The sequence below is a fragment of the Paenibacillus timonensis genome, from assembly GCF_022427145.1.
Lineage (GTDB): Bacteria > Bacillota > Bacilli > Paenibacillales > Paenibacillaceae > Fontibacillus > Fontibacillus timonensis.
In genome coordinates this window covers 23059-38814 of sequence record NZ_JAKSXN010000017.1, presented here as the reverse complement: position 1 = coordinate 38814, position 15756 = coordinate 23059, and the positions used below count along the sequence as shown (strand labels likewise).

The 15756-nt window shown below is 52.2% G+C and carries 17 protein-coding genes; 6 read left to right on the top strand and 11 right to left on the bottom strand.

The window, feature by feature from the left end:
* Positions 1-42: 42 nt before the first annotated feature.
* Both MJ257_RS08740 and MJ257_RS08735 read left to right on the top strand, forming a co-directional pair.
* Complete coding sequence (locus MJ257_RS08740; RefSeq protein ID WP_240268926.1) at positions 43-1518, top strand: carboxylesterase/lipase family protein; 1476 nt, start codon at positions 43-45, stop codon at positions 1516-1518.
* A 26-nt stretch (positions 1519-1544) separates the two neighbouring features.
* A complete protein-coding gene (locus MJ257_RS08735; RefSeq protein WP_240268883.1) occupies positions 1545-2285 on the top strand; it encodes a sulfite exporter TauE/SafE family protein in 741 nt (246 codons plus the stop codon).
* Between the two features lie 85 nt (positions 2286-2370).
* Here MJ257_RS08735 and MJ257_RS08730 read toward each other — a convergent pair whose 3' ends face one another.
* The 6 genes from MJ257_RS08730 to MJ257_RS08705 all read right to left on the bottom strand — a co-directional run bounded on the left by MJ257_RS08730 (position 2371) and on the right by MJ257_RS08705 (position 5566).
* The gene (locus MJ257_RS08730) at positions 2371-2919 is read right to left on the bottom strand and encodes a CueP family metal-binding protein (RefSeq protein ID WP_240268882.1); all 549 of its coding nucleotides are present in this window, start codon (positions 2917-2919) and stop codon (positions 2371-2373) included.
* Between the two features lie 69 nt (positions 2920-2988).
* Positions 2989-4074, bottom strand: a complete 1086-nt coding sequence (locus MJ257_RS08725) for an AI-2E family transporter (protein WP_240268925.1) — start codon at positions 4072-4074, stop codon at positions 2989-2991.
* Between the two features lie 130 nt (positions 4075-4204).
* Positions 4205-4402 carry a hypothetical protein gene (locus tag MJ257_RS08720; protein ID WP_240268881.1) on the bottom strand — a complete coding sequence of 66 codons (198 nt, stop codon included), beginning with the start codon at positions 4400-4402 and terminating at the stop codon, positions 4205-4207.
* Between the two features lie 41 nt (positions 4403-4443).
* Entirely contained in the window at positions 4444-5013 is a 570-nt protein-coding gene (locus MJ257_RS08715) for a manganese catalase family protein (protein ID WP_059046205.1), read from the bottom strand.
* A gap of 51 nt (positions 5014-5064) precedes the next feature.
* Positions 5065-5343, bottom strand: coding sequence for a spore coat protein CotJB (locus MJ257_RS08710; protein WP_059046206.1), 279 nt, complete (start codon positions 5341-5343; stop codon positions 5065-5067).
* Positions 5344-5347: 4 nt separating this feature from the next.
* The gene (locus tag MJ257_RS08705) at positions 5348-5566 is read right to left on the bottom strand and encodes a spore coat associated protein CotJA (protein ID WP_059046208.1); all 219 of its coding nucleotides are present in this window, start codon (positions 5564-5566) and stop codon (positions 5348-5350) included.
* Positions 5567-6073: 507 nt separating this feature from the next.
* Between MJ257_RS08705 and MJ257_RS08700 the strand changes: the two genes are divergently transcribed.
* Complete coding sequence (locus MJ257_RS08700; RefSeq protein WP_059046210.1) at positions 6074-7006, top strand: hypothetical protein; 933 nt, start codon at positions 6074-6076, stop codon at positions 7004-7006.
* Positions 7007-7037: 31 nt separating this feature from the next.
* Entirely contained in the window at positions 7038-7478 is a 441-nt protein-coding gene (locus tag MJ257_RS08695; RefSeq protein ID WP_059046211.1) for a hypothetical protein, read from the top strand.
* A 242-nt stretch (positions 7479-7720) separates the two neighbouring features.
* Here the strand turns inward: MJ257_RS08695 and MJ257_RS08690 are convergent, their stop codons facing one another.
* The 5 genes from MJ257_RS08690 to MJ257_RS08670 form a co-directional block, all read right to left on the bottom strand.
* Positions 7721-9085, bottom strand: a complete 1365-nt coding sequence (locus MJ257_RS08690; RefSeq protein WP_059046213.1) for a hemolysin family protein — start codon at positions 9083-9085, stop codon at positions 7721-7723.
* A 33-nt stretch (positions 9086-9118) separates the two neighbouring features.
* Positions 9119-10258, bottom strand: a complete 1140-nt coding sequence (gene yfkAB, locus MJ257_RS08685) for a radical SAM/CxCxxxxC motif protein YfkAB (protein ID WP_240268880.1) — start codon at positions 10256-10258, stop codon at positions 9119-9121.
* The gene (locus MJ257_RS08680) at positions 10258-11358 is read right to left on the bottom strand and encodes an HD-GYP domain-containing protein (RefSeq protein WP_240268879.1); all 1101 of its coding nucleotides are present in this window, start codon (positions 11356-11358) and stop codon (positions 10258-10260) included. Before MJ257_RS08680 ends, yfkAB begins: the two co-directional genes overlap by 1 nt.
* Positions 11359-11443: 85 nt before the next feature.
* Complete coding sequence (locus tag MJ257_RS08675; protein ID WP_240268878.1) at positions 11444-12271, bottom strand: undecaprenyl-diphosphate phosphatase; 828 nt, start codon at positions 12269-12271, stop codon at positions 11444-11446.
* A 36-nt stretch (positions 12272-12307) separates the two neighbouring features.
* Positions 12308-13741, bottom strand: coding sequence for a bifunctional metallophosphatase/5'-nucleotidase (locus tag MJ257_RS08670; protein WP_240268877.1), 1434 nt, complete (start codon positions 13739-13741; stop codon positions 12308-12310).
* 137 nt (positions 13742-13878) lie between these two features.
* Between MJ257_RS08670 and MJ257_RS08665 the strand changes: the two genes are divergently transcribed.
* Both MJ257_RS08665 and MJ257_RS08660 read left to right on the top strand, forming a co-directional pair.
* Positions 13879-14631 carry a molybdenum cofactor biosynthesis protein gene (locus tag MJ257_RS08665; protein WP_240268876.1) on the top strand — a complete coding sequence of 251 codons (753 nt, stop codon included), beginning with the start codon at positions 13879-13881 and terminating at the stop codon, positions 14629-14631.
* 81 nt (positions 14632-14712) lie between these two features.
* A complete protein-coding gene (locus tag MJ257_RS08660) occupies positions 14713-15744 on the top strand; it encodes an HD-GYP domain-containing protein (RefSeq protein ID WP_240268875.1) in 1032 nt (343 codons plus the stop codon).
* Positions 15745-15756 lie beyond the last annotated feature (12 nt).

Here is a 15756-nt window from a genome sequence, read left to right as displayed (position 1 = left end):
ATAGTCACAACATTGAAAGGACAGGAGACGATCATCTTGATTGTGCAGACGTTGTCGGGCAAAGTCGAGGGCTTGAAAATGGAGGGGGCCTACGTATTTCGAGGAATTCCCTACGCCTCAGGAGCGGGGGGCCTGCGAAGATTCAGACCGCCGGCTCCTCCGCTTCCATGGCCAGGCGTAAGACGGTGCGATCGGTTCGGTGCCATCGCACTTCAGAATCCGGCACAAGAGGGCATCCTATCGGAACTGGCGCAGTCCGAGGATTGCCTGTATCTGAACGTATGGACACCGGAAGACAGGAGCGAGGGGCTTAAGCCAGTCATGGTATATATCCATGGCGGCGGATTCGTAGCGGGAAGCGGGGCGGAATGCGATGGTCTTAGCTTCGCATCGGAAGAAGGCATCGTTTATGTTTCGATCAACTATCGGCTGGGCGCGTTAGGTTTCTTGTATTTGGGGGAACTGTTAGGTGAAGAATACGCGACGTCGGGCAACAATGGAATGCTCGATATTATAGCTGCTTTACAGTGGGTTCAGCACAATATCGCAGCCTTCGGCGGCGACCCCTCACGCGTCACCGTCATTGGAAATTCGGCAGGAGCCAAATGCGTGGCGTCTCTTTATGTCATGCCGAAGGCACGTGGCCTGTTTCACCGTGCGATTGCGCAGAGCGGAGCAACGCAAGCAATTCGGGATCAACTGACCGCGGACGTGACCGGTCGGAGGTTGCTTGAGAAGCTAGGGCTGTCGCCGGCGAACTCGTACCGATTGCTCGAGCTTCCCGCAGAGATGCTGATTGAAGCCCAATCGGCAGTAGGCTTCGATACCTCGCACAATCTGCACATGTTTGGTCCTGTGGCGGATGGCCTTGTCATCCCTCTGGATCCGCTGGCAAGCCTCAAGCAAGATCAAGGGCTGCCGCCGCTGCTGATTGGATCGAACGAAGATGAAGCGGCGATTTTTATTCAGAATGATCCGCTGCTGAAGTCCCCGCACATAGGGGTGCTTGAGGGATTCTTTGGGAGGAATGCCAATGCCGTGTGGAACGCCTATCAGCACTACAGCAAATCGATGTCCTCTGAAGTTGCTTGGACCCGAACCTTAACGGAGCACTTGTATGGGATCGGGGCGATGCAGTTTGCGGATGCCGTGACCTTATGCGGTGCACCGGTTTGGATGTATCGGCTTCGGTGCGGCGGCAGACTTGGCGCCATCCATGGGTATGAAGGCAGCTTGATCCAAGCGGCATTTGCCGCAGATCCCGACTCCTTCCTCACGCCGACTTCCGAAGACCCTTATGCCGTGAAGGATGAGATGAACGGGCTTGCGCGCGGGATGAGGGCGGCATGGAGCGCATTTATCCGCAGCGGAGACCCCAACACCGATTCTTTGCCGGCTTGGCCTGTTTACGGGGAAGATCACGCCACCATGGTGCTGGACCTAGCAAGCTCCGTGCGCAAGGACTTGCCGTCCCCGGCCGGGCTCCACGTTCCCCACCAGGTTTGGAGGATGGATTGATCCCGCTCCTTGAAGTTGCCCTGGTCATGTTGGCGCTTGGCTTTCTCCTCGGCTTCGTTGGGGCGGGCGGATCAGGGTTTATCATCTCGATTCTGACCGTCGTTTTCGGTTACCCGATTCATACGGCGTTAGGTACCGCGCTGGCGGCCATGTTCTTCTCGTCCTTCTCCGGTTCCATCAGTCATTACCGGGAAGGAAATGCGGAGTTGCGGGCCGGGGTGGTCGTCGGCTTGACCGGTGCGGCAGGGGCATGGATCAGCTCGGGCTGGTCATCGCTGATCCCCGGGGATCGGCTGGGGTATTTGACCTCCGGCATGCTGTTCGCTTCCGGATTGGCCTTGTGGTTTCGAATGGGTTACGTTTCCCGTCGCCCAGGGACGCCTGGCAACATGGCGCCCGCTACGGTCAAAGGCCGGCGTTTCTGGTTGCTTGCGCCGCTCATCGGCTTCATTACCGGCTCCCTCTCGGGATTGTTCGGCATCGGGTCGACCCCTTTTATCCAACTGGGGCTCATGCTGCTCCTGGGAATGTCGATGCGGTATGCCGCCGGCACCACCATGCTGGTGATCATGCCGATTGCCCTAGCCGGAGGGGCCGGTTACTTCACCATCGGGTACCTCGATGTCCATTTGCTCGTCGCCGTCGTGATCGGTACGATGTCCGGCGCTTATGTCGGCGCCAAGTTCACGAAGCGCGTGCCTGTGGTCTGGCTGAAAACCTGCATGGTGCTCACCCCTATGCTCGGCGGCGCGATCCTTCTGTTGTAGAAGCCGATCCCAAACACTTCGAATTAGCCCCATGCAAAAAAACGGACCCTCCTAGGAGGGTCCGTCGTTTTTGGGATTGTTTACGCTAGCTAAGCTGTAGCGTCGTAATGCATGTTTGATCGCCATCGAACGTGGAGATTTCCGACTCGGCCGTTTTCCCGTCATGACTAATCTGAACACGGTAGGTTTGATCGCGCGGCAGCCACAAGTCGATAAATCCGTTGGCCTGGGACGTCATTTTTTGGTCCAAAACGGTATTTCCTTCCGCATCGGTGACGTTCACTTGGAACTCCTGCTGCGTCATTTCGCCGCGGCATCCCGTCAAGCTGTGGATTTCGCAAGGATGCGTCTCGTTCACGTAAGGCGCGATCGAAACGAAAAATTCGTCTTTCGGCAGATCATACGTCTTCGAGTCGGCCGTATCCCCGTCCACGATCAGTTGACTTGACGTAATCGAGGCGGACTTGGCGCTTAATTTGCCAACGCTGTAGTCCTGGACCAGCTGTTTGATGCTCTGAGTATCTAGCGCGTTCGATTCCGTTTGCTTATCGGCTTGTCCCGTGATGAGAAAATAGCTTCCCAAAGCCGCAACCGCAATGACCCCGGCCGCCGCCAAGATGGTATTCCGTTTCATGCCCGGCACCCTTTCATATATGCTTGGTTTCTTCGATTCTATCGAACATCCCGATTATAGCACAAATGCTCATAACGTTTCCCATTGGGATCTGAAGAACAGCTTATATAGCCGTTTCCAGGCGATTTTGATCAGCATGTAGACCGGGATGACGACCAGCATGCCGATGATGCCGAACCAATTGCCGCTTCCCAACACAAGCAGAATCGTCGTGACCGGATGAATGTCCAGCTTTTTCCCAAACACGTAGGGAGAGATGACGTTATCTTGTATCTGCTGCGCCACCAAAATAATGACCAACGCCCAGATGCCGGTGGACGGAGACTCAATGAGGCCAATAATGACAATCGGGATAGCGGAAATGATCGCTCCGAACAAGGGAATGAAATTCAGAATGACCGCAATCGTCGTCAACAACAACGCATACGGCAGCCCGACGATCAAGAAGCCGATGAACATCAGCACGCCCAGCGCTGCGTTCACGATCACTCGGCCGATGATATAATCGTTTAGCGCTTTGTCCATGTCTCTGGCAGCACGAAACACTTCCTTCCGGTAGCGGATGGGAGAGAGCTTAACCAGGCTACGTTTGAAGCGGTGGCCTTCCTTCAGCATGTAGTAGAGCAAAATCGGGAACGTAAACAGCACGATCGCAAATTGGGACAGGAAAGAGACGAAGCCGCTAAGGTAATTCGTCAAGAAAGCGATCCCTTTGCTTAAATATTCCGAGAAATTCGTGGCTAACCCGGAATCGGATGGAATAATCGACGAGAGGAAAGGAGTTTCACCCCATTCCTTCAGTTGCGCATCCAGCAGATTTACGAACTGGGGAATGTTTTGCACAAGATTGATCAATTGAGTTTGCAATAGCGGCCATACCCCGGCAATAAATCCAAGAGCCAAAATCGCCATGACGACATAAAGGATGAGGATCGCAAAAGATCGCTTGATCTTATGCTGTTCCATGTACTGGACGACGGGGCGAAGCAAATAGTAAAAAAAGCCGGCCAGCAATATCGGAATCAGAATGGCTCCGATCACGGCCTGCATGGGGAGGAAGAAAGGCCTCACCAGGGAAAACACATAAACGATGGCCAGCAGAATCAAAACGAATTTTGCTCCGCGGGTCCACCTTTCCAACAAATTCATTCTCATCAGCACCTAACTTTATAAAATTCGTGGGAATCAATATGATCTCTTTATATATTATTGGTTTTCGGCCCAAAAATAAAATAGGAGCAAACCGCATGTAGCCGTTTCGCTCCTATTTGTACTTAATGGTTCTTTAAATTACCTGCTGACCCGCCGCATCGATTCTAACCTGCGAGGCATTCGAGCATTTCTTGCAGACTTTAAGCTGTTGTCCCGTGCTCGTGTTTTTGGTATACAGCAGCTTGATTCGCGTGCTCCCGCACACCGGACATGTCCCGCGGCCGCGCGAAGGCAGGTTCCAGATCGATTTTCCACGTTTATTTTTGGCCATAACCTATCACCTTCAACGATAGAATAAGTTCATTACAGGAATTAGAAGAACTTTTTATGCTCCCGATCCTCTTTCAGGATCTCCACCGCTTCGCGGAACCGCAAGCTGTGCACGATCTCCCGCTCGCGCAGGAACTTTAAGCTGTCCTGGATATCGACGTCGTCGGTCATGTCGATGAGCCACTGGTATGTAGCCCGCGCTTTTTCCTCGGCCGCGATGTCCTCGTACAGGTCGGCGATCGGATCGCCTTTGGCCTGGATGTACGTCGCCGTCCAAGGCACCCCTGCCGCGTTCTCGTAGAAGAGAGCCTTATCGTGGTTCACGTAATAAGGATCCATTCCGGCCGCCTTCAGCATCTCCGGCGTCGCGTCTTTGGTGAGCTTGTAGACCATCGTTGCAATCATTTCGAGATGGGCGAATTCCTCCGTCCCAATGTCGTTCAGGAGCCCGATCACCTTGTCGGGGATCGTATATCTCTGATTCAAATAACGCAGCGCCGCCGCCAGCTCGCCGTCCGCGCCGCCGTACTGCTCGATCAGCAGTTTGGCCATCCGCGGATCACATTTGCTGACGCGAACCGGGTATTGCAGCTTTTTCTCATACACCCACATATCGCCTGATTAACCTCCTTTAGCTTCCCATCACGGATTGAAGGCAGGTTGCTAAACCTGCCAAGGCCAAGGGCTTTTCGACCATTCCCAAGGGAATTTCGAATAGGCTCGCCCGAAGTTTTGCAGCGGGCCGTACAGCTGCTGAAAATGGTTTGCATGCTGCGTCCGTTCCTGGGTCAGCTGATTAAACTGCTGAATCGCCGCCAGATCATCCGGGTGCGTGTCGAGGTACAAATTCAGCTCCACCAGCGCAAAGTCCAGCGCCTGCAGCTTCTCAAGCTTTTCATAATACTCCTGGTCGAACGGTTGATTGTTGGGATTCGTATTCATGAGATCACCGTCCTTTTCCCCATTTGGATTCATAAGGACTGTACAACGCCGGCCATAATGTGCCGTGTTTCAGGGCATCCATCGGGCTAAACTGCGGCAAATTCGGGGGCTGAAAGTGGATAAACAGCTGCGGAGGGGTGCTGTAGGTTTTGTGCGTGATCGGCGGACATGGGTCGAATGGGCCTATAAAAGGGGTCCACACACGTTCCTGAGGATGGCTCAAAGAAACTTCCTCCTTCTTTAAACATGGTCATGCAGGCGCAATCGCCAAATTTTCCCTGCATCCTACCACTAACATATGACAATCGCCCAAATAATGAACCGGAGGAGCCGCAATTTCACAAAAAAATAACGCCGTACCCCCTTAGCTAGGAGGTGCGGCGTTATGTAACCGGACGGAGCTTGTCCGCCTTATTCCTCTTCGATTTCCTCATCCGGCTCCTCGACGACGAGGCGGATGACCTTCACGCACGTGATGCGCAATCGGCTGCCCTAAGACGGGGGACAATGGTCAAGACCAGAGAGTATACAGCCCTTTAATCTGAAACTCTTTCCCAAACTCCTCAAATGAAAATGATATGTACAATGACACCAATTTAACTAATTAGTGGAAAATATAATTATACCCAAAATAAAATAATTATCATATGAAATTCGTAATGTTTTTTATTTTTTTAGTTTATTATCATTGGATTTGTAACAAATACCTTATCTTAGGAGATGATGAGCTATGAAAAAATCTTTTCGTCTATTCACGTTTGCATCAGCTGTAGTTTTATTATTTACTATTGCTTCTCCGGCTTATGCGGACGGTTTGGAGGAATCGACTAGTAGTATTCACGGGCATTTGAATACGATAGTACAGTTTGCTGATAGGACACCAGAAGTTGTTGAAAAGTTGTATGACCAAATCGGAATTGATTTGAATGAAGCAATAAACTCATCAATTGCTCAAATAAACAACAATACGGTAGAAATAATAACTAGCCTTCCAGAAACCACTTTACAGATTGATGGTAGTAATGTAAATCTATCTAATGGGGAATTTTACCTTGATGGATTGACATCTGGTCTCCATAAAATTAGTGTTTACAGCGTAAACAACTTAATTCATGAACAAGAAGTTATCCTTGATAATGGATTGAATCATATTCCAGTAGATGCAAGAATTAACTTTGGTGATTTGGTTGCCAGTTCGGAAAGTAAGATGGATCCTGATTTCTCCAAATCATCAGCAACTAATTCTTCTGAAATTACTCCTCTTTCAGATCCTGATTCATGGAATGGAATTGGTGTAGGAGCAATTTTAGGGGAAGGTAAAGGTAAGATGTTGTTACTAACTAATGAAGGACACGTAAGTTGTAATAAATCAGATTGGGATAATGGAGCTAACTTCCCTGCAAATAATTCTGATTGTGCATTAGCAATTGCTGGTGGAGTTATGTATAGTAGTAACCCATTATTATTCCAGGCATACGCCCAAGGTAGATATTGTTTACAAGAGAGTATGAATACAGTAGAGAGTCCGAGCACCGCCAATGTTTATTGTAATCAAAAACAAAAGGCGTCTGGATATTATACCGGATACCGGAACAAGGGGTACAATTGCTCAAGTTTTATTTTTTTAGGCGGTGATGAACGCCTTAATAAATATGACCTGTAAAATAAATTTCTTGGAGGGCCAAATCGGGTAAATGAAGAATAGAAAGATGGTCATTATTATTGGAATAGTCTTACTGTCTATTGTTATCTTTCTCTATTTTAGCACCAGTAAGATTATGGACTATCTAAATAGTAATACCAGAGGATCTAATAACTATGTAATTAGTATGGGTTATAATCTTAATGATGAAACTTTCACTTTCACTGATCGTAGTTCGGAATTCATTAACCGAAACGGAATAAAGATTCTCATTGAATTTCCAGAAATGAGCAAAGGTACCCATCACGGAAGGCTCCTTGTTAAGGAACTTGCAACATCGGATACTGTAATGGAACAACATGTTCACATTACCAAGGGCATGTCTGGGCAGGTAGTTCAATTAACTTCTGCGGGTTGGTCCACAGGTAAATATAAATGTATTTTTGAAATAGACAACAATCAGTTGGCTTCAAAAGAATTTATTTTAAAGTAATACATTAGGGCTATCTTTATGTCGACTTCAACGACCTAAAGGACCCCTTAATTCAATTTTCTATACGATAATCACTCACCATCCTTATTCTACTGGATTCATAAGAGCTGAATAATGCTGGCCAATAACCCACATACGTTCCTCAGGATGGCTCAAAGAACCGGCCTCTTTCTTAAAAAATAACGCCGTACCCCCTTAGCTAGGAGGTGCGGCGTTATGTAACCGGACGGAGCTTGTCCGCCTTATTCCTCTTCGATTTCCTCATCCGGCTCCTCGACGACGAGGCGGATGACCTTCACGCGCGTGATGCGCAATCGGCTGGCTTCCTCAACCTCGAACAAGAAGCGGTCGACCTGCTTTCTTTTCCCTTTGGCCGGGGTACCTTCGAGTTCCTTAAACAACCAGCCGCCGATCGAATCGACTTCCTCGTCTTCGATTTCGCTGCCGACCAGGTCGTTCACCTCTTCGATCAGCAAACGGCCGTCCACCGAATAGACGTCATCCGACAACTTCTCGATGTCCGAGCGTTCGTCCTCGAATTCGTCATGCAGATCGCCGACGATCTCTTCGAGAATCTCCTCGGCGGTCAGAAGGCCCGCCGTTCCGCCATATTCGTCGACGACCAGCGTTACCTGGGAGTGCTTCTTCTGCATCAAGCGAAGCACCTGGCTGATTTCCATCGACTCCGGCACATTCAAGATCGGTCGAACCAATTCCTCCAGGTGGAGCGGCTTCTCCGGATCGGGCAGCAGCAGATCGGTAATATGAACGAACCCGATGATCTGATCCTTATCCTCGACGGCGACAGGGTAACGGGAGTGCTTCGTGCCCGCCACGATCTTCATGTTGTCCTCCCAGCTCAGGTTCGTATACAAACAGTCCATATCCGTCCGCGGCAGCATCACTTCCCGGGCCAGCATATCGGAGAAATCAAAAATATTGTCTACCAGCTTCATCTCGTCCTTATCGATGACGCCGCTTTTAGCGCTTTGATCCATCAGGATGCGGATCTCCTCTTCGGAATGCGCCGCCTCGCCTTCGCCCGCAGGTTCGATGCCGATAAGCCGGAGCGCGCTGTTCGCCGCCGTATTCAACAGCCAGATGACCGGAAGGAACAACCGGTAAAACATCAAAAGCGGCCATGACAGCCATAAGGACGCTTCCTCCGACTTTTGGATCGCCAGTGATTTCGGAGCCAGCTCCCCCATCACGATATGTAAAAAGGTAATGATCGCAAAGCCAACCGCCACCGAGATCGTTGAGATCAGCGTTGGATCCGTAGCCCCGATTTTATGCATCAGCGGTTCAATTAACAGCTCAGACACCGCCGGTTCCCCGACCCACCCGAGTCCCAGCGAAGCAAGGGTGATACCCAGTTGCGTCGCCGACAGGTAGGTGTCCAGCCGCTTGTTGACCTTCAGCGCATAATTCGCCCGCCGGTTGCCTTCCCGCGCCAGTTGAGTAAGCCGGGATTGACGTACCTTGACGAGCGAAAACTCCGCAGCCACGAAGAACCCGTTTAAAAAGACGAGAATAAGGACGAGCAGCAGATTCCAAAATAGCTTGCCTATTTCAAATTCGGTATGACCATCGGGTGACACAGGCATGCAATACGCCTCTTTCCTATATTAGTTCTACCTTTATAAAGTAGCGGCTTTACGCGTTTTAAAATCCGTATCTCGGTAATACATGTCGGCGACCAGCAGATTCGGGCCGCAGCAGCCGGCAGCGTCGCAGTGGCAATTGACTTTCTGGTTCAATGGATGCTCCGTCAGCCAGCGGCCGAAAATATCGTCCAACCGGCCGTCCCGCACATTGCCGAAGGCCGGGATTGCGGCAAAATCCGTTACGTATACATCCCCGGTGAACATATTCACATTGACGCGATTGCGTCCGTCCGGGTCGTTGCGAACCGTCACATTCGGCTCCCTCCGCAAGCGGCGCAGGAGTTGCAAGTCTTCCTCGTTCCCGTTGCAGGCGAAGAACGGCAGCGTTCCGAACAGCATCCAAACCGCCGGATCCCGTGCGTCCAGCAGCGAGTGGATCGCCGCCCGCATATCGCTTAGCGCCAACACCGGCAACCCTTCGGCAAAATCGGCCGCATACATCGGATGGACCTCATGCCTTTGGCAGCCCATCTCTACGATCATCCGGTGAATGTCCGCAAGCTTCCGGTGCGTGCGGTAATTAATCATCGACTCGGCGGAGATGAACATTCCCGCTTCGCTAAGCCTGCGCGTATTCTCGACCATCGTATCGTACATTTTGTAGGCGACCTCCGGCTTGACCGGATGCCCGCTGCGGGCAAATCCGATCTCATGGAAATCGCGCCCGCTCGTATAGTTGAACGAGATATGCATGACATCCAAATAGGGAAGCAGCTTCTCGTAACGTTCGTAGTCCAGCGTGAGATTGGAATTGATTTGCGTGCGGATCCCCCGCGCCTTGGCATATTTCAAAAGCGGGATGATTTTCTCCTCCACGGTTTGGCGACGGAACGTCGGTTCGCCGCCAGTGATGCTGATCGTCTGTAAGTGCTCGACGTCATCAAGCGCCTCCAATATCAGCGGCAGCGGCAACTGCTCAGGTTCCTTCAACACGAGGCTGTCGCCAACCGCGCAATGCTCGCACCGCATATTGCACAGATTCGTCACCGTTAGCTCAACGCTGGTCAATACGTGGCGTCCGTACTCGCGAAGCGATAAAATCGGATCCCACGGATCATAACTTGGGCTGATCGGACTTCCGTTCCTATCCATCGTTTTTGTCTGTTTTTCCATCATTCACCTACCACCATTTCCATTCCGTCCACTTCCGCAATCACGATGGAGAGCTGGATGGACAAATCTACTTCGTAAGGCGATCGGATATCCTCTCCCCGCGGGTCCGTCAGGACCCGAACAACCGGCCGCTGCGGCATATGGCCGTGGATCCTCGAGACCACGCCGGTTTCGCCCGTGCTTAATCTAACGGTCATTCCGATCGGGTAGATCGCGACCCGGTCGCGAAACAGCTCCAGCTTCGGCTTCTCGTACCAATGCCCGCAGCCGGTATACAGCACTTCCAGCGCTTGATGCGGCAACATCGCTTTGCGGTACGACCGGTGCGTCGTCATGGCGTCGTAAGCGTCCGTAATGGCGATCCAGCGGGCGTATTCATGGATTTCGTTGCCGCGGATGCCGCGAGGGTACCCGCTGCCGTCTATTTTCTCATGGTGTTGGTAGGCGCAGTGCGCCGATAACAACGGAATCCCCGGTTCATCCTTCAGCATTTTAAAGCCGAAATCGGGATGCCGCTTGATCATTTCGAACTCCTCGTCCGTCAGCCGCGACGGTTTGGTCAGCAGCTCAAGGGGGAGCTTGGTCTTGCCGATATCGTGCAGTAGGGCACCCAGGCCCAGCACGGTCAATTCGTCTTTCGTATACCCGTGAAGCTGGCCGAGCAGCAAGGTATACACGCAGACGTTCAGGGAATGACGATACAAATAATGATCCATGCTGTTCATATTCATCATCATGATCATCGCATCGTCGCGGGCGCTAAGATCGTCCAGAATCGATTCGATCAAGCCGGAGAACGTTTTGCCCAAATAAGGATAAGATACGTTCTTCACGTTCGGCGCGGCCCATTTACGGAAATTCGTCCGGATTTCGCCGAGCGCGCGGCGCCGCGTTTCCTCTTCTATCATTTCGGGAATCACCAGATCGTCCGTCCGAGGATCGGCCACGTAGACAAAGTCCAGACCGTGGGACTGCAGCCTGCGAATGATCGCATCGGACAGCACCGCATTTTCGGACAACAGAATGATCCCGTCCTCATTATAAATCTTTTTCCCTAATTTCATTCCAGCCTGCAACGAGGCGACTGGGATTAACCGCATGACTTCCACTTCCGTCTCTGTTAAGGTTTCAATATGTATCTGGAATCAGCGGTCGATACCGAACACCACTTTCTATTGAAGCGGGTCAACGCATGATGAAGATCCAGAACAACGCAGCCAAAATAAATCGATAGTACGCAAAATGGCGCAGCTGCACCTTTTGGATGAGTTTCAAAAACGCCAGTACGACCACATAAGCCACCACGAAAGCGACCACGAATCCAATAAGGAAATACCCGATCGTATCGGACGTCAAGTAGCGGTAGGAATCCAACATTTCATAACCCGAGACCGCACACATGATCGGGATGGCGATCAGAAACGAGAAATCGGCGGCCGCTTTATAGCTGGCGCCGCTGAGCATCCCCCCAGCGATCGTCGAACCGGACCGGGAAAACCCGGGCCACAACACGGAGATACACTGGTATAATCCGATCAGCAAAGCTTGTTTATAGGTAAGCTGGTCCATTTCCGGAGCGGTGATCGTCGCTTTGTTCTTGTTAAACCATTCGGCGAAGATCATGAAGATGCCGCCCACCACGAGCGCCCACAACACCGTCTGGGAGCTGAACAGGCTTTTGATAAAATCGCGGAAGAAGAACCCGACGCCCAGCGCCGGGACGATCCCGAGCAAAATATGAATCAAATTCAGCCGGCCTTTCGGAGCGTTTCGGTCGACCACCGTCACTTTTTTGCTCAAGCCGAGCAGATTCAAGATCCGTTCCCGGTACACCCAGGCCATGGCCAGGATCGCGCCGAGTTGAATGACGATTTCAAAGGTTTTCATTTCCGGCGACTGATCGTCGTATCCCATCAGCTTGGCCGTCAATATCATGTGTCCCGTCGAAGAGACCGGAATAAACTCCGTCAAACCTTCCACAATGGCTAAAATAATCGAGACAATAAGACTCATTGGTTCCTCCTGATCGAGTATGACTTTGCGCTATAGCTATTCTACTTTTTTCCACCGGGATTGAAAACAGGTTTCCACCGCGCCGGCGGTTTGCAGTTCGAGGCGGAGCAGGTCGCGTAAAAAATCGGGCAGCATGTATCGCTTCTCCGTCCCCCGCTTCAACCGTTCGTAACCGACGCCAAACGTGAACATATCCAGCGTGCCGACGAGATAGGTTTGGTCTTCCCGCAGCGGCACGCCTGCCACGCTGGCTTGGACGATGCGTTCGTAAGGAGGAGCGCCGGGATCGTATTCGATCTCCAAACCATCGACGCAAATGCCGCCGAGCACCTTCCCGCGAAAGCCGAACCCCATAATGGATTTGCTCATCTTCTCTTCGAGCAGCGATTCCTCCAGGCTGGCTAAAATATCCCCGCCGGACACCTGCATCGTGCAAGGATTGATCGGCGAAGGGCAGCGCTCATGCAGCATCCCCTCGCTGATTTCGCCGGCCGGCAGGCCCAACAGCAGCTGACCGCTGTTGACCAGGGAAAATTCGCTGCCGGTGTACCGGCGAACCGCTTGAGCTAACAAATTGCCAAAAGGCGATTCGGCTTCATACGACACCGGCAGCTCCCGATCCGTTACGGCGACTGTCCGGTTCAGCCGGAGCCTTGCGGCTTCCCGCTGCAAAGCGATGGCCGTCTCTACCTGCTCCTGCTTGGGACCCTCCACGACGGGAAGGCAAATTCCGTCCATCATCAACCGTCCGTTAACGGAATCCCGACGAATAACGACCTTTCCCAAGTAGTTGCCGAATTTCCCCGCCGCCGTGACCATCGTTCGTCCAATTCGCAGCGGCTCTTCCAGCAAATGATGCGTATGGCCGCCGATAATCAAATCGATGCCCGGTACCGTCTCGGCCAGCTGCCGATCCATCGGCAAGCCCAAATGGGACATCACGATGACCAGATCAACCTCGCGGCGCAGCTCTTCGACATCCCTTGCAATCGTGTCCAGCGGGTTTAAGGATTTCAGGCCAAGCAACTCATAGAACTCGGCAAATGCGGCCGTCGCCGCCACCAGCCCGATTTTGAGGCCAGCCTTGTGCACGATCTTCCGGCTCTGCATCCAGGCGGGCGGTTGTCCGGTTCGCGCCTCCACGATATTGCCGCAAACGACCGAACAGTGCAGCCCGGCGTATGCCTGGCCCAGCAGTTCCGGCGTAAAGGTCAGCCCTTCGTTATTGCCGATCGTTACGGCATCGTACCCTGTCAGGTTAAGTACGTCCACATTCGCCTGTCCCAAGGTTCCTTCGGTTTCGATCGCCGCCCGGTCCATATGGTCGCCGATGTCGAGCAGGAGCGTGGAAGCCGGCGCTTCGGCCCGCAATTCATGAATCATCGCCGCGATGCGCCCCATCGTTTCGAAGTGGCTGTGGATATCGTTGGTGTATAGGATCGTTAACGTTTCCTGGTTCGTCTCCGGCATGAAGAACTGCCCCCTTGCTCTCTCAATCTATTCGGCCTATTCTAAATTTTAGAGTTCAATGTGTATTATATACCTTAAAATTGATCGTTGTCTTGTTATAATGTATATTACTTACAAACCATTCCGAGGAGACTTCTATGAATATACAAATCGCCCTTTTTGCCGGGTTGGCGGACCGGATCGGTACGTCCAGCCTTAACTTTGCCTACTCGCATACGGAACGGCCTCTTACCGCCGCTTCATTAAAGGAAGCGCTGGCGGAAGCCTACCCTTCGGCAGCCAATTTGCTTGCCGCTTCTTTCGTTGCCGTGAATCAGGAGTATGCCGCCGGCGATACGCCGATCACCCCGGAGGACGAAGTCGCGCTCATTCCGCCGGTTTCCGGCGGGGAACCGACTTTCGGCCCCGAGTCGGAGTTCAAAGGCGATGACCTGTTCATCATCACAGAAGAGCCTCTGTCCGTGGAGGAGATCACGGCCAAGGTGATCGCTCCCGACCATGGAGCGGCATTAACGTTTACCGGGACGACCCGGGAATGGACGCAGGGCCAGAGGACCGTTCATCTTGAATACGAAGCCTACGTGCCGATGGCCTTAGCCAAGCTTCGCCAAATCGGCACCGAAATCGCCGAGCGCTGGCCGGGTACGCGCTGCGCCATCAGCCACCGGATCGGCCACGTCGATATCGCCGAAATCAGCGTGGTCATCGCCGTGTCGGCACCTCACCGGGCCGGATGTTACGAGGCCAGCCGCTACGCGATCGAGCGGCTGAAGCAAATCGTGCCGATTTGGAAGAAGGAAATCTGGGAGGACGGCTCCGAGTGGAAGGGCCATGGGCTTGGGCCCTGGGACCCCCGCGTTCCGGGAGAACACCTTCTTTCGGGTGATTGACACCGAACAAAATTCATTGTCAGTCCAATTATTTCCTGATATGATTAAGGAAAATTGGAAGATTATGAGGTGTCATCGTCCTTGAAAGTACATATTATGGAACTCAGTCCAGGCGACCGTCTCCAACATGACGTATTTAATCATTTCGGCGTCTTTGTTTTGCAAAAGGGCTGCGAATTGAGCAGCGATGCCATTGTCAAATTGATGCAACACGGCATCGACTACGTGGATATCGAGCCGCAAACCTTAGAAGCCGAATTCCCTAAAGATCCTGCTTACCGGGCCAAGCCTTATATGAACGAAGCCGTAGACGGATTTGAGGAGCTCTTTTTGGAAGCGCTAACGAGCGGCCGCATCGACGAGGCGAAAGTAGATCAGCTCCTCGAGCCCATGATCTCGGAATTGGATAACCAGAAGGACGTCGTCTCCTTGCTGCTGATGATCGGCGATGATGACAACTATACATATCATCATTCCATGCAAGTCGGCATGCTCTGCTATTATATCGCTTCCTGGATGGGGTATACCAAAGAAGAGGCTTATCATGCAGGGAAGGCCGGCTATTTGATCGATATCGGCAAAAGCAAGGTGCCGCAGAGCATCCTGACCAAACCCGGCAAACTTACGCCGGAGGAGTTTGAGGAAGTGAAGCGCCATACCGAATACGGCCATGAGATTATCCTAGATTCGACCGGGGACGAGCTTTCCGCATTGGTCGCGCTGCAGCATCACGAAAGGGAAGACGGCAGCGGCTATCCGCATGGCTTGCGCGATAAGGAAATCCATCCGTTCGCCAAAATCGCCGCCGTTGCGGACGTGTACTCGGCGATGACCTCCAACCGCGTCTACCGCTCGAAGCAGGAGTTATTGTCGGTGCTGCGCGAGCTCAACAGCCTTAGCTTCGGCAAGCTGAGCCCGGAACCCACGCAAGCGCTGATCCGCCACCTGCTTCCGAATTTCATCGGCAAGAAAGTGATGCTGAACTCCGGCGAGATAGGTTCCATTGTCATGACCAACCAAACGGACTTTTTTCGGCCGCTCGTCAAAACCGATTCCCGGTTCGTCGACCTGTCCAAGGAGCGCGAAACATCGATCGAAGAGGTTTATTTATAATACATCATTCAA

Excerpts from the sequence above, each read along its gene's own strand:
- MJ257_RS08735 (WP_240268883.1), top strand. The coding sequence starts at position 1,545 with ATGTTGGCGCTTGGCTTTCTCCTCGGCTTCGTTGGGGCGGGCGGATCA.
- MJ257_RS08730 (WP_240268882.1), bottom strand. The coding sequence starts at position 2,919 with ATGAAACGGAATACCATCTTGGCGGCGGCCGGGGTCATTGCGGTTGCG.
- MJ257_RS08725 (WP_240268925.1), bottom strand. The coding sequence starts at position 4,074 with ATGAGAATGAATTTGTTGGAAAGGTGGACCCGCGGAGCAAAATTCGTT.
- MJ257_RS08720 (WP_240268881.1), bottom strand. The coding sequence starts at position 4,402 with ATGGCCAAAAATAAACGTGGAAAATCGATCTGGAACCTGCCTTCGCGC.
- MJ257_RS08715 (WP_059046205.1), bottom strand. The coding sequence starts at position 5,013 with ATGTGGGTGTATGAGAAAAAGCTGCAATACCCGGTTCGCGTCAGCAAA.
- MJ257_RS08710 (WP_059046206.1), bottom strand. The coding sequence starts at position 5,343 with ATGAATACGAATCCCAACAATCAACCGTTCGACCAGGAGTATTATGAA.
- MJ257_RS08700 (WP_059046210.1), top strand. The coding sequence starts at position 6,074 with ATGAAAAAATCTTTTCGTCTATTCACGTTTGCATCAGCTGTAGTTTTA.
- MJ257_RS08695 (WP_059046211.1), top strand. The coding sequence starts at position 7,038 with ATGAAGAATAGAAAGATGGTCATTATTATTGGAATAGTCTTACTGTCT.
- MJ257_RS08690 (WP_059046213.1), bottom strand. The coding sequence starts at position 9,085 with ATGCCTGTGTCACCCGATGGTCATACCGAATTTGAAATAGGCAAGCTA.
- yfkAB (WP_240268880.1), bottom strand. The coding sequence starts at position 10,258 with ATGGAAAAACAGACAAAAACGATGGATAGGAACGGAAGTCCGATCAGC.
- MJ257_RS08680 (WP_240268879.1), bottom strand. The coding sequence starts at position 11,358 with ATGCGGTTAATCCCAGTCGCCTCGTTGCAGGCTGGAATGAAATTAGGG.
- MJ257_RS08675 (WP_240268878.1), bottom strand. The coding sequence starts at position 12,271 with ATGAGTCTTATTGTCTCGATTATTTTAGCCATTGTGGAAGGTTTGACG.
- MJ257_RS08670 (WP_240268877.1), bottom strand. The coding sequence starts at position 13,741 with ATGCCGGAGACGAACCAGGAAACGTTAACGATCCTATACACCAACGAT.
- MJ257_RS08665 (WP_240268876.1), top strand. The coding sequence starts at position 13,879 with ATGAATATACAAATCGCCCTTTTTGCCGGGTTGGCGGACCGGATCGGT.